This window comes from Amycolatopsis sp. NBC_01286 (genome assembly GCF_035982555.1).
GTDB lineage: Bacteria > Actinomycetota > Actinomycetes > Mycobacteriales > Pseudonocardiaceae > Amycolatopsis.
In genome coordinates this window covers 309,756-322,167 of sequence record NZ_CP108428.1, presented here as the reverse complement: position 1 = coordinate 322,167, position 12,412 = coordinate 309,756, and the positions used below count along the sequence as shown (strand labels likewise).

Annotated in this window: 14 protein-coding genes; 13 read left to right on the top strand and 1 reads right to left on the bottom strand. The window is 70.9% G+C overall.

What is annotated here, in order from left to right; genetic code table 11:
* The first annotated feature begins 32 nt into the window (after positions 1-32).
* The 13 genes from OG570_RS01475 (at position 33) to OG570_RS01415 (ending at position 11,744) form a co-directional block, all read left to right on the top strand.
* The gene (locus OG570_RS01475) at positions 33-1,340 is read left to right on the top strand and encodes a glycoside hydrolase family 27 protein (RefSeq protein WP_326955296.1); all 1,308 of its coding nucleotides are present in this window, start codon (positions 33-35) and stop codon (positions 1,338-1,340) included.
* Positions 1,341-1,517: 177 nt separating this feature from the next.
* Positions 1,518-2,327, top strand: a complete 810-nt coding sequence (locus OG570_RS01470) for a CoA transferase subunit A (RefSeq protein WP_326955295.1) — start codon at positions 1,518-1,520, stop codon at positions 2,325-2,327.
* Positions 2,324-2,581 carry a hypothetical protein gene (locus OG570_RS01465; protein ID WP_326955294.1) on the top strand — a complete coding sequence of 86 codons (258 nt, stop codon included), beginning with the start codon at positions 2,324-2,326 and terminating at the stop codon, positions 2,579-2,581. The genes OG570_RS01470 and OG570_RS01465 overlap by 4 nt, the downstream gene beginning before the upstream one ends.
* Positions 2,578-3,336 (top strand): CoA-transferase subunit beta, encoded by a 759-nt coding sequence (locus tag OG570_RS01460; RefSeq protein ID WP_326955293.1) that lies wholly within the window; start codon positions 2,578-2,580, stop codon positions 3,334-3,336. Before OG570_RS01465 ends, OG570_RS01460 begins: the two co-directional genes overlap by 4 nt.
* A 16-nt stretch (positions 3,337-3,352) precedes the next feature.
* On the top strand, positions 3,353-4,534 hold the full coding sequence (locus tag OG570_RS01455) for a thiolase family protein (protein WP_326955292.1): 1,182 nt from the start codon (positions 3,353-3,355) through the stop codon (positions 4,532-4,534).
* 10 nt (positions 4,535-4,544) lie between these two features.
* A complete protein-coding gene (gene pcaH / locus OG570_RS01450; protein ID WP_326947082.1) occupies positions 4,545-5,282 on the top strand; it encodes a protocatechuate 3,4-dioxygenase subunit beta in 738 nt (245 codons plus the stop codon).
* Positions 5,282-5,836, top strand: a complete 555-nt coding sequence (gene pcaG, locus OG570_RS01445) for a protocatechuate 3,4-dioxygenase subunit alpha (RefSeq protein WP_326955291.1) — start codon at positions 5,282-5,284, stop codon at positions 5,834-5,836. The genes pcaH and pcaG overlap by 1 nt, the downstream gene beginning before the upstream one ends.
* Before the next feature lie 14 nt (positions 5,837-5,850).
* Positions 5,851-6,627, top strand: a complete 777-nt coding sequence (gene pcaD / locus OG570_RS01440; RefSeq protein ID WP_326955290.1) for a 3-oxoadipate enol-lactonase — start codon at positions 5,851-5,853, stop codon at positions 6,625-6,627.
* A gap of 11 nt (positions 6,628-6,638) precedes the next feature.
* On the top strand, positions 6,639-7,043 hold the full coding sequence (pcaC, locus tag OG570_RS01435) for a 4-carboxymuconolactone decarboxylase (protein ID WP_326959829.1): 405 nt from the start codon (positions 6,639-6,641) through the stop codon (positions 7,041-7,043).
* A 9-nt stretch (positions 7,044-7,052) separates the two neighbouring features.
* Complete coding sequence (locus tag OG570_RS01430; protein ID WP_326955289.1) at positions 7,053-7,886, top strand: IclR family transcriptional regulator domain-containing protein; 834 nt, start codon at positions 7,053-7,055, stop codon at positions 7,884-7,886.
* Positions 7,879-8,478, top strand: coding sequence for a nucleotidyltransferase family protein (locus OG570_RS01425; RefSeq protein ID WP_326955288.1), 600 nt, complete (start codon positions 7,879-7,881; stop codon positions 8,476-8,478). The genes OG570_RS01430 and OG570_RS01425 overlap by 8 nt, the downstream gene beginning before the upstream one ends.
* A gap of 582 nt (positions 8,479-9,060) precedes the next feature.
* On the top strand, positions 9,061-9,933 hold the full coding sequence (locus OG570_RS01420; protein WP_247062263.1) for an AAA family ATPase: 873 nt from the start codon (positions 9,061-9,063) through the stop codon (positions 9,931-9,933).
* A gap of 44 nt (positions 9,934-9,977) precedes the next feature.
* Positions 9,978-11,744, top strand: coding sequence for a hypothetical protein (locus OG570_RS01415; RefSeq protein WP_326955287.1), 1,767 nt, complete (start codon positions 9,978-9,980; stop codon positions 11,742-11,744).
* 85 nt (positions 11,745-11,829) lie between these two features.
* Here OG570_RS01415 and OG570_RS01410 read toward each other — a convergent pair whose 3' ends face one another.
* Entirely contained in the window at positions 11,830-12,189 is a 360-nt protein-coding gene (locus OG570_RS01410) for a hypothetical protein (RefSeq protein WP_247062265.1), read from the bottom strand.
* Between the last annotated feature and the right edge of the window lie 223 nt (positions 12,190-12,412).

Genomic DNA, 12,412 nt, shown 5'->3' with positions numbered 1-12,412 from the left:
TTCCCCCTTTCCCCACCCGAGGAGTGTCTCTCTTGAAGCGTCTCCTTTCCGTTTTCCTCGCTGTACTGGGTTTTCTGGCCTTCTTGGTGCCCACGGCCGATGCGCGGACGCCGTTCGTCAAGCCGTTCATGGGCTGGAGCAGCTGGAGCCTGGAGTCGTCGACCCGCGCGGGTTACGGCACTTCGTGGCTGAACGAAGGGCACATCCGCGACGCGGCCGACGCCCTCGCGGGCAAGCTCAAGTCCGCCGGTTACACCAACGTCAACATCGACTCGGGCTGGAACGCGGACCTCGCGTGGGTGTTCCACACCGACGTCAACGGCATTCCGACGCCGGACCCGGGCCGGTTCCCGTCCGGGATCCCCGCGTTGGCCTCCTACGTTCACTCGCGCGGGCTGAAGCTCGGCCTGTACGCAGTGACCGGGCTGGAGAAGGAGGTCTACGACAAGAACGCGCCCATCCTCGGGACGTCGTGCCACGCGCAGGACATCGCGTACCGGCCGCTGACCCCGTCCAACGGCTGGGGCGGCAACTGGAAGGTCGACTTCGGGAACCCGTGCGCGCAGAAGTACTACGACTCGATCGTGTCCCGGTTCGCGTCCTGGGGCGTCGACTTCGTCAAGGTCGACGGGACGACGGCGGACAACGTCGCCGACATCAGGGCGTGGTCCGCGGCCATCGACCACGCGCGGCGGCCGATGTGGCTGACGGCGAGCGCGTGGCCGGTGCCGCGATCCATCGGGCCCGCGCTCGCTCCCCACGCCAACGGCGTGCGCATCGACACCGACGTCGAGTGCTACTGCGACACGGTGTCCTCCTGGGACAGCTCGGTGAAGGCGCGCTGGGCGGACCTGCCTTCGTGGCAGGGCGTGTTCGGGCCGCAGTTCCGGCCGGACCTGGACTCGATGCCGATCAGCAACAACACCGGCAGCGGCATCCAGGACGGCATCTCCGACGTCGAACGGCAGAGCGTGATGACGTTCTGGTCGATGGCGTCATCGCCGCTGTACGTCGGGGGAGACATCTGCTTCCTGGACTCCGCCGCGGTGTCGATCCTGACGAATCCCGAGGTCATCCGCGTCGACCAGGCCGGGGCCTACCCGACCCAGGTGACCGGCGGCGACCTCCAGGTGTGGCGGAAGCGCGCCCCGGACGGCCGGACGTACGCGGCCGTTTACAACCTGGGCTCGGCACCGGCGGACATCCGGGTGGACCTCGGTGGTCACGGGGCGAGCCCGGTGCGTGACCTGGTCGCCCGGACGGATCTCGGCCGGTTCCGGGGTTCGTGGACCGCTTCGGCTGTTCCGGCCCACGGCTCACGGCTGGTCCGGATCGGCTGATCGTTGTTCTCGAAGGGGCTCTTCTAGCGCGACCGTCTCGCGCGAACGGCGGGAAAAGTCCCCTTCGTCGTGCCTGCGTCATCCATTGGGTGGAAGACGTCTGGTCGCCGCCCCGGCCATCGTGTTATGTTCGATGACAGAACGAGTGTGCGTGATGCGAACAGGTGGGAGTGCGGGATGGCGGAGCTGCTGTCGCTGGAAGAGGCCGTGGCCCGGCTGGTGCACGACGGCGACACCGTCGCGCTGGAGGGCTTCACGCACCTCATCCCGGTCGCGGCCGGGCAGGAGATCATCCGCCAGCGGCGGCGTGACCTCACGCTGGTGCGGATGACCCCGGACATCGTGTACGACCAGCTCATCGGCGCCGGCTGCGCGAGCAAGCTGATCTTCTCGTGGGGCGGCAACCCCGGCGTCGGCTCGCTGCACCGGTTCCGCGACGCGGTCCAGCACGACTGGCCGGTGCCCCTCGAGATCGAGGAGCACAGCCACGCGGGCATGGCGAACCGCTACGTCGCGGGCGCGTCGGGCCTCCCGTTCGCGGTCCTGCGCGGCTACACGGGCACGGATCTCCCGGCACAGACCGACACCATCAAGCCGATCACCTGCCCCTTCACGGGCGAGCAGCTGACGGCGGTGCCCGCCCTGAACCCGGACGTCACGATCGTCCACGCCCAGCGCGCGGACCGCGCGGGAAACGTCCAGATGTGGGGCATCACCGGCGTCCAGAAAGAAGCGGTCCTGGCGGCGAAACGCTCGCTGGTCACTGTGGAGGAGATCGTCGACGAACTGGAACCGCGCCCCGGCGCGGTCATCCTCCCGGGCTGGGTAGTCACGGCGGTGTCGGAAGTCCCCGGCGGCGCCAAGCCGTCCTACGCGGCGGGCTACTACGAACGCGACAACTCGGCCTACCAGGCTTGGGACGAAGTGGGCCGCGATCGCGAGGCGTTCACGAAGTGGCTCAACAACCTGACCGGGGTAACGGCATGACCCCCGCCTCGGCCGTGGGCCAGGGGTTCTCCCGAGCGCAGCCCACCGGCAGCACGTCTTCCCGGGCGCTCGGCCGCGAGGTCGCGGCCCCCTTCTCCGGCGCGGCGGTCTTCGGCCGAGCCGGCGTGGATCCGGCTCGCGCGACCCCGTCCGGCCGGGCGGTCGCCGCCTCCTTCCCCGAGGCGGCGCCCACGGCCCCGGTCCCCACCGCGCCAACCCCCGACACCGGCTCCACCGCGGAGGCAACGGCATGAGCACCGACTACACCGCCGACGAGATGATGAGCGTCGCGGCCGCCCGCGCCCTCGGCGACGGCATGTCCTGCTTCGTCGGCATCGGCCTGCCGAGCAAGGCGGCCAACCTGGCCCGCCGCACCCACGCCCCGGACCTGACCCTGATCTACGAGTCCGGCTGCCTCGGCGCGAAGCCGTCCCGCCTCCCGCTCTCCATCGGCGACGGCGAGCTGGCCGACACCTCCGACGCCGTGGTCAGCGTCCCGGAGATCTTCAACTACTGGCTCCAGCCCGGCCGCATCGACGTCGGCTTCCTCGGCGCCGCCCAGCTGGACAAGTTCGGCAACATCAACACCACCGTGATCGGCTCGGACTACCACAATCCGAAGGTCCGCCTGCCCGGCGCGGGCGGCGCCCCGGAGATCGCCGCGTCCTGCCGCGAGGTGTTCGTCGTGCTCCGGCAGAACCCCCGCGCGTTCGTCGAGAAGGTCGACTTCGTGACGTCCTTCGGCCACGGCACCGGCAAGGGCGACCGCGAACGCCTCGGTCTGCCGGGCCGGGGCCCGACCCTGGTGGTCACCGACCTGGGCCTGCTGCGCCCCGACCCGGAGACCGCGGAGCTCACCCTCACCGAGCTCCACCCGGGCGTCGAGCTGGAGCGCGCGGTGGCGGCGACCGGGTGGACACTGAAGGTCGCGGACGACCTCACGGTCACCCCCGCCCCCACCGAAGAGGAGCTGGCCGTGCTGCGACACCTCGAAAAGGCAAGCAAGTGACCCGGAAGGCCACCGCATGACCGACGTCTACGTCCTCGACGCGCTCCGCACCCCGTTCGGCCGCTACGGCGGCGCGCTGGCCGGCGTCCGCCCGGACGACCTCGCCGCGACCGCGCTCCGGGCCATCCAGTCCCGCAACGACCTCGATCCGTCCACAGTGGACGAAGTGACTCTCGGTGACGCGAACGGCGCGGGCGAGGACAACCGCAACGTCGCCCGCATGGCCACCCTGCTCGCGGGCTGGCCGACGAGCATCCCCGGCAACACCGTCAACCGGCTGTGCGGCTCCGGGCTCGACGCGGTGATGCAGGCCAGCCGGTCGATCCAGGTCGGTGACGCGTCCCTGGTGGTCGCCGGCGGCGTCGAGTCGATGACCCGCTCGCCGCTGGTCATGCCCAAGCCGGAGAAGGCGTTCCCGGCGGGCAACCAGACCCTCTACAACACCGCGCTCGGCTGGCGCATGGTCAACCCGGCGATGCCGGGGCACTGGACGATCTCCCTCGGCGAGTCCACCGAGAAGCTCGCCGAGCAGTACGGCATCGGCCGTGACGAGCAGGACGCCTTCGCGGCGCGCAGCCACGTCAACGCCGCCAAGGCCTGGGACGAGGGCTTCTACGACGACCTGGTCGTCCCGGTCGAGGGCGTGGACCTGACCCGCGACGAGAGCATCCGCCCGGACTCCAGCCCGGAGAAGCTGGCGAAGCTCAAGCCCGCGTTCCGCAAGGAAAACGGCACCGTCACGGCGGGCAACGCGTCCCCGCTCAACGACGGCGCCTCGGCGCTGCTGCTGGGTGACGAAGCGGCGGCGAACCGGCTCGGCCGGGCGCCGCTCGCCCGGATCGCCGGCCGCGGCGCGGCGGGGGTCGACCCGGACGTCTTCGGCATCGGCCCGGTGCGCGCGGCCGAGATCGCGCTGGAGCGCGCCGGCATCGGCTGGGACGACCTGGCCGCGGTCGAGCTGAACGAGGCCTTCGCCGCGCAGTCGCTGGCGTGCCTGCGCGACTGGCCGAAGCTCGACCCGGAGATCGTCAACACCCACGGCGGCGCGATCGCCATCGGCCACCCGCTCGGCGCGTCCGGCGGCCGCATCCTCGGCACCCTGGCGCACGACCTGCACCGCCGCGGCGGGGGCTGGGGACTCGCCGCCATCTGCATCGGCGTCGGCCAAGGCCTGGCCGTCGTCCTCGAAGGCCGGTAAAGGAGGCATCATGGCTGCTCCGACCGAACTCAAGCTGCCGCACTACGGGCCGGACCCCGAAGGCACGCACCCGCCGCTGGGTTTCACCGGCTACCGGTCCACAGCGTTGCGGTACCCACGGCAACCGCTGGTGCTGCTCCCGCAGATGCTGACCGAGGTCACCGGCCCGCTGCTCGGCCCCGGCCGGCTCGGCGAGCACGACAACGACCTCACCCGCCGGCACGCGGAGGAACCGCAGGGTCAGCGGATCATCGTCACCGGCCGGCTGCTCGACGGCGACGGCCGTCCGGTGCGCGATTCGCTGATCGAGATCTGGCAGGCGAACGCGGGCGGGCGCTACCGGCACACCGGCGACCGCTGGCCGTCCCCGCTCGACCCGAACTTCGACGGCGTCGGGCGCGCTCTGACCGACAGCGACGGGCGCTACACCTTCACCACCATCAAGCCCGGCGCGTACCCGTGGAAGAACCACGACAACGCCTGGCGCCCCGCGCACATCCACTTCTCGGTGTTCGGCTCGGCGTTCACCCAGCGGCTGGTCACCCAGATGTACTTCCCGGACGACCCGCTGTTCTCCCAGGACCCGATCTTCAACTCGATCCCGGACGAGAAGGCCCGGCAGCGCATGGTTTCCCGGTACGACCACGAGATCACGCAGTCGGAGTGGGCGCTCGGCTACCAGTTCGACATCGTGCTGCGCGGGCGCGAGGCATCGGTGTTCGAAGAGGAAGAAGAGGACGAGGACTGATGCCCAGGCTGCTCCCCACCCCTTCGCAGACCGTCGGCCCGTACCTGTCGATCGGCTTGCCCTGGCCCGACGGCCCGTACGTCGTCCCGGAAGGCACCCCCGGCGCGCTCTGGATCCGCGGCACGGTGCGTGACGGCGCCGGCGACCCGGTCCCGGACGCCATGATCGAGACCTGGCAGGCCGACCCCGAAGGCGGCTTCCACCACCCCGACGACCCCCGCAGCGAGGCGTCCGACGAGTTCCGCGCCTTCGGCCGCTGCCCGACGGAAACCGATGGTACGTACGGAATCCTGACCCTGCTTCCGGGCCCGCTGCCCGGCGGGGGCGGCACCACCCAGGCACGCCACATCGACGTGTCGGTGTTCGCGCGCGGCCTGCTGAACCGGGTCGTCACGCGGATCTACTTCGCGGACCAGGACAACTCGGCGGACCCGACGCTGGCGTCGGTGCCGGCGGAGCGGCGCGACACGCTGATCGCCGCGAAGACCGCGGACGGCTACCGCTTCGACGTGCGGTTGCAGGGCGACGGTGAGACGGTGTTCTTCGCCCTATGAACGGAGATGGGAACGTGAACGCCGTACCGGTGCACAGGGTCGTCGAAGGCCCTGAAGACGGGCCGGTGGTGGTGTTCGCCGGTTCGCTGGGCAGCGACCTCCGGATGTGGGAGCCCCAGGTGGTTCCGTTGCTGGAGCGCGGTTTCCGGGTGGTGCGCTACGACACCCGCGGCCACGGCGCGTCGCCGGTGCCGCCCGGCCCGTACGACCTCGACGACCTGGGCGCCGACTTCCTCGCGCTGCTGGACGACCTCGGCGTCGCGAAGGCGCACCTGGTGGGGTTGTCGCTCGGCGGGATGACCGGCATGTGGCTCGGCGTCCACGCGCCCGACCGGATCGCGAGCCTGGTGCTCTGCTGCACGTCCGCCAAGCTCGGCCCGCCGGAGATGTGGGCGGACCGCGCCCGCACGGTCCGCGCGGAGGGCACGGCGACCGTGGCCGGCGCGGGTGTCAGCCGGTGGCTGACGCCCGCGTACCGCGAACGGCACCCCGACCGCGCCGCGTTCCTGCGCTCGATGATCTCCGAGGTCCCGGCCGAGGGCTACGCGTCGTGCTGCGGCGCGATCGAGCGGATGGACCTGCTCGACGTGCTGCCGAAGATCGCCGCCCCCACGTTGGTCATCGCGGGCGCCGACGACCCGGCCACCCCGCCGGAGGAGCACTCCCGCCCGATCGCCGACGGCATCCCGGGCGCGCGGTTGGAGGTCGTGGCGGACGCTGCGCACCTGGGCAGCTACGAGCAGCCCGAGGAGTTCACCAGGCTGATCCTCGAGCACCTGGAGGCACTGTGACCGACAACCGCGTGACCGACAGCCGCCACGAGCAAGGCATGAAGGTGCGCCGCGAGGTGCTGGGCGACGAGCACGTCGACCGCGCGGTCGCGGGCACGACCGAGTTCAGCCGCCCCTTCCAGGACTACATCACCGAGGGCGCGTGGGGCACGGTCTGGTCCCGTGACGGCCTGGACCGGCGCACCCGCAGCTGCGTCACGCTGGCGGCCTTGACGGCGTTGCACGCGCACAACGAGCTGCCGATGCACGTCCGGGCCGCGGTCCGCAACGGCCTGACCGCGGCCGAAATCGGCGAGGTCCTGCTCCACACGGCCGTCTACGCCGGCGCCCCGGCGGCGAACGCGGCGTTCGCCATCGCCCAGCGCGCCCTGGCCGAGCTGGGCGAGCCAAGCGCCCTGCCCGCCGACGCCGGATAGGGTTTCGGAATGGACGCGAGTCTGCCCCCCTTCGAAGTCGAACTGGACGGCGAGCCGGCCCACCGCGGTGCCCACCACGTGCAGTCGCTGGAGCGCGGCTTGGCCGTCATCAAGGCGTTCCACGCGGGCGCGGCCGAACTCACCTTGAGCGACGTCGCCCGCGCGACAGGCCTGACCCGCGCCGCGGCCCGCCGGTTCCTGCTGACGCTGACCGACCTCGGTTACGTCCGCACGGACGGCAAGTACTTCTCGCTCACCGCCCGCGTCCTGGAGCTGGGGTACTCGTACCTGTCGAGCATGACGCTGCCCGAGGTGGCGCAGCCCCACCTCGAGCACCTCTCGGCCGACGTGCACGAGTCGAGCTCGGTCTCGGTGCTGGAGGGGACCGACATCGTCTACGTGGCGCGGGTGGCGGTCTCGCGCATCATGACGGTGAGCATCAACGTGGGCACCCGCTTCCCGGCGCACGCGACGTCGATGGGGCACGTCCTCCTGACCGGCCTCAGCGCCGCGGAGCTGGAGGCGTACCTCGTGGTCGCGAGACTGGACCGCCTCACCGACCGCACGGTCACCTCACCCGAGCGCCTGCGCACCGAGCTGGCCAGGGTCGGCGAGCAGGGCTGGGCCATGGTCGACCAGGAACTGGAGGAAGGCCTCCGCTCGGTAGCGGCCCCGATCCACGACCGCCGAGGCACGGTGGTCGCAGCCGTCAACCTCTCGACCCACGCGAGCCGCACCACAGCCGAGTCGGTGGAGCGAGACCTGGTCCCACCCCTGCTGGCCACAGCCCGCGCGATCGAGTCGGACCTGTCGGCAGGAGCCCCGGGCCGAGCCCATGGCTGAGCAGGTAGCCGGCCTCCTACTGGCCGCAGGTGCCGGCCGCAGATTCGGAGGCCCGAAGGCCCTGGCCACCTTGAACGGCGAGCCCCTGGTCCAACGCGCCCTACGGATCATGAAGGAAGCAGGCTGCACCCCGATCCGAGTAGTCATAGGCGCAGCAGCCGACGAGGTCCGAGCCCTGCTGCCAAACCCTGAAATGGCGGTAGTAGCGGAGGATTGGGCAACCGGAATGGGCGCCTCCCTACGCACCGGCTTGGCGGAGCTGAACCACCTGAAGGAACCGGTAGCGACATTGGTCCACCTGGTCGACCTCCCGTGGGTAGGCCCCGAAATCCTCACCCGGGTAGCAACCAACGCAACCGCGAACACGGTCGCCCGAGCAGCCTACGAGGGCACCCCAGGCCACCCGGTCCTACTGGGCCGCACCTGGTGGCCAGAAATAGCCAAAACGGCGGAGGGCGACCGAGGAGCCCGAGACTGGCTGGCAACCCGCAAGGACCTGACACTGATCGAGTGCGCAGACCTAGGCAACGGCCGCGACGTAGACCACCGAGCGGACCTGCCGAACGAAGCAAGCCCCACCAACCCCGCCTGACCCACCCAACCTGGCCAACAGCCGCGATGTGGACGGCCCGACATGGGTCGCCCCGGAGCCACTCCGCCTGACGTGGGCGGACCCGCGCGATTTGTGCAGTCCAGGGTGACCTGCGCCGCCCAGCCGACCTGCCCCGGCGACAAACCTGATTCCTAGTCACCCTCCACCACGCGGTGGCGATCTGCCGAGCCGTCCCCGCTCGGTTTGCGGCCGACCCTGCCGCCTCACTGGACCGGCCTGACGTTCCCGCCCGCCGAGCCTGCCCCCGCGAGCCTCACACGGCGCAACCACCCCGCGGCCACGCTGCCACTTGCCTACCGAGCCGTCGCAGCTGCGGCCGACCCTGCCGCCTACTCGGCCGCACCCCTCCGCGTCGCCTCACCAGCCCGCCGACCAGTCGGAGCTGCGGCCGCCCGCACTGCCCCCGCACAACCGCTCCACCCTGCCGACCAGTCGTAGCCGCGGTCGACCCCGCCGCAGCCGCCTCATCACCCCGCCGCGACCCCTTCCCAACCCGTCGAGCTGCCGAGCCCCCTCGGCCGTAAACCGCGCCGAAGCTTGCCGACCCCTACGATCGAGTTCGTGACCGACTCGCTCGCCTCACCCGAAGAACTCGCCGCCGCGCTGGATCGGACCGGTTACCTCGCCGATGACGGGCTCGCCACCGCCGGGTTCCTCGCCCTGCGGATGGGGCGTCCGCTGTTCTGCGAAGGCGAGCCCGGCACCGGCAAGACCGCCCTCGCCCTCGCGCTGGCCACCGCGCTCGATCGGCCGCTCGTGCGCCTTCAGTGCCACGAGGGCATCGACGCCGCCCAGGCTCTCTACGAGTGGGACTTCCCGCGGCAGCTCCTGCACCTGCGCGCGCTCGAAGCGAGCGGGGGCATCGACGTCGAGACCGCCGAGCGCTCCCTCTACACCGAGCGGTTCCTGCTGGCCCGGCCGCTGCTGCAGGCCCTCATCAGCGCCCCGTGCGTGCTGCTGATCGACGAGATCGACCGCGCCGACGACGAGTTCGAGGCCTTCCTCCTGCAGCTGCTCGACGAGTACGCCGTGACCATCCCCGAGTACGGGGAGGTCCGCGCGGAGCAGCCGCCGCTGGTGGTGCTGACCTCCAACCGGACCCGTGAGGTGCACGACGCGCTCAAGCGGCGGTGCCTCTACCACTGGCTGGAACACCCGGACCTGGTTCGAGAGGTCACGATCCTGCGCCGTAGGATCCCGCTAATAGGTGAAGTTCTGGCTCGGCAGGTCGCTGAAGCGGTGCAACGGCTCCGGCAAATGGACCTGCTGAAACCACCTGGAGTAGCGGAGTCACTCGATTGGGCGAAAGCCCTGATGACTCTCCACCGTGACGAACTGGACGCGGCATCAGCGGCGAGAACGCTCGGTGCGGTCCTGAAATACAGCGAAGACCTCGACCGGGTCAGGGCCAAGCTCGACGCCCTGTTCGCCTGACGGCCGGTCCGGGGGATGACCGAAGGCGTGGGAGGACCTGAGGCATGAGTGTGGCGGAGACGACCGAGGCGCGACCACTGGCCGAGCCGGAGCCGGATCGGCCCCAGCCGGCCGGTCCGGCGGACACCCGCCGGGGGTGGCGGCCCAAGCTGGCCGCCGTCGCGGCGATCCTCGGGGGCACCGCGCTGATCGCCGCGCACGCCTCGCTCTACGGCAACTGGCTGATCGACGACGCGGCGATCACGTTCGCCTACTCGCGTGACGTCGCCGACGGGTTCGGCCCGGTGCTGCAGCCCGGCGCCCTGCCGGTCGAGGGCTACTCCAACCCGACCTGGATGATCCTGCTCGCGCTCGGCAAGCTCGTCGGGCTGTTCGACCACGGCACGATCTTCGGCGTCAACGACCAGATCCTGTTCCCGAAGGCCCTCGCCCTGGCCTGCTGCCTCGGCATCCTGGTCCTGTTCTACTTCGGCGCGAAGACGCTCAGCCGCCGGCCCGCCCTGATCACCTTCGTCGCCGGGGCGGCGCTCGCCGCGATCCCGTCGTTCGTGATCTGGTGCTTCTCCGGCCTGGAGAACTCGTTCTACGCGCTGACCGTCACCGCGATCGCGGTGCTCTGCCTGCGCGCCGTCCAGAGCGGCAAGCTGCTCAACCACCAGGTCGCCATCGGTACCGGCCTGATCGCCATGGCCGCCGCGCTGACCCGGCCGGACGGGATCATCTACGCCGGCGCGTACCCGATCGTCGTCGCGCTGTTCCTCAAGCGCGAACTGCTCGCCCGCAGCATCCGCGCGGTCGTCGTCTCGGTGGCCGCGTTCGCCGTGCCCTACGGCGCCTACGTGGTCTTCCGCTGGTTCGAGTTCGGCCGGCTGGTGCCCAACACCGCGGTCGCGAAGGGGCAGGACCCGCCCACCCTCGACGACCTCGACCGGCCCGCCCAGATCGTGGACTACATCGGCTGGCTGGTCGTCGCGGTCGCCGTCGCGTGCCTGGTGATGCTGCTGGTCCGGCCGTCGAAGCTGCGCACCGGCCTGGTCGCGCTGCTGGCGCCGTTCGGGCTGACCGTGGTCGCGTTCATCGTGCTCGAGTACGACTGGATGGGCCAGCTGCGGTTCGCGACGCCGGTGTGGACGCTCGGCGCGTTCGGCGGCGCGATCGTGGTGGTCGAGGCGCTGGCCGCGGCCCGGCTGCGCGGCCGGATCGCGCTGGCCTGCCTGCTGGTCGTCGCGCTGGTCAGCTCGGTCAGCGGGCTCTACACGCAGGGCACCACCTACCGCGCCCACGCGAAGACGGCGTTCTGCATCGTCGCCGAGCGCGACGCCCAGGCCATCAACGGTTTCGCGGACATCCTGAAGCTGCCCGACACGGCCCAGGTCGGCCTGATCGACCTCGGCGGGACGTCGCTGGGCAGCCGCATCCGGGTGCTCGACCTGGCCGGCCTCGGCGACAAGCCGATCGCCGACTACCTGCACAAGGCGGACATGGCCGGCCTGCGCGACTACACGTTCAACGTCGCGAAGCCGGAGATGATCACCTTCATCGGCTCGTGGATCACGACGCTGCAGTTCGACAAGGATCCGCGGTTCGACCGCGACTACGCGACGATCTTCGTGAACCGCCCGATCGGCGACGACACCGTCGACTCGCGCAACTGGGTCAGCTACCACGTCCGCCGCGACCTGGTCGACCCCGCGAAGCTCGCGGAACTGCAGGCGTACGCGCAGAAGACGCTCCCGCCGATCCTGGAGCTCAACAAGACCGCCGGCCTCCGCGCCTGCGCACCGATCAAACCCGGCATCAAGGTCTCCTGACCCGGCCGGCGCGCCCGCTTCGAAAGTCCACAAAGGACGATCGGAGCGGGCGCGTCGTCGTTCCGGGGGAACCGCGCGCCGGCTCCTAAGACCGGACGCGTCGTTCCTGCGGGTCGTAGACCACCAGGTTCCGGAGCCGGGCTTCGGCGACGGCGCCGGAAACGACCGTGCCGGCCACGTCCCGGCCCATGCCGAAGTAGAGCAGCGGGCCGCTCGCGTTCGACATCAACCCGCTCGACGCCCACGGGGAAGTCTCGCCGAGATCGTGCGCGCCGAGATCGGGCCACCGGCGGAGCAGGGCCTGGACGTACTCGGTGATCGTCGGCCACGGTGGCCGCACGGCCGACAGCTCGATGTACTTCATGTAGAGGCGGCCGTACTCCGCCGCGGCCCCGGCGTCGTCCGCCGGTGCCGGTCCGTCCCACACAACCAGGTCGTAGCTCACCGGTGCATGGTCGCACGCCGCGTAAATGCGTTGCCGCGCCACCAAGAGTCCGGCATTCTTCCTCCAGCACCGAGAAACCCGAGAGGAGGAGATCGTGACCGAAGCCCGGATGTTCCGATGCGGCGCGATCTCCCGTGCCGTCCGCTGAATTCTTTCTGAAGGCTCTTCGCGCCCGCCCCGCCGCTACCGGGGCCGGCCGCCGCGAAGAGCGCGGTCTGCGCCC

Bases quoted from the DNA above. Each gene is read 5' to 3' on its own strand.
- OG570_RS01470 (WP_326955295.1), top strand. From the start codon at position 1,518: ATGGCGGAGCTGCTGTCGCTGGAAGAGGCCGTGGCCCGGCTGGTGCAC.
- OG570_RS01465 (WP_326955294.1), top strand. From the start codon at position 2,324: ATGACCCCCGCCTCGGCCGTGGGCCAGGGGTTCTCCCGAGCGCAGCCC.
- OG570_RS01460 (WP_326955293.1), top strand. From the start codon at position 2,578: ATGAGCACCGACTACACCGCCGACGAGATGATGAGCGTCGCGGCCGCC.
- OG570_RS01455 (WP_326955292.1), top strand. From the start codon at position 3,353: ATGACCGACGTCTACGTCCTCGACGCGCTCCGCACCCCGTTCGGCCGC.
- pcaH (WP_326947082.1), top strand. From the start codon at position 4,545: ATGGCTGCTCCGACCGAACTCAAGCTGCCGCACTACGGGCCGGACCCC.
- pcaG (WP_326955291.1), top strand. From the start codon at position 5,282: ATGCCCAGGCTGCTCCCCACCCCTTCGCAGACCGTCGGCCCGTACCTG.
- OG570_RS01430 (WP_326955289.1), top strand. From the start codon at position 7,053: ATGGACGCGAGTCTGCCCCCCTTCGAAGTCGAACTGGACGGCGAGCCG.
- OG570_RS01425 (WP_326955288.1), top strand. From the start codon at position 7,879: ATGGCTGAGCAGGTAGCCGGCCTCCTACTGGCCGCAGGTGCCGGCCGC.
- OG570_RS01415 (WP_326955287.1), top strand. From the start codon at position 9,978: ATGAGTGTGGCGGAGACGACCGAGGCGCGACCACTGGCCGAGCCGGAG.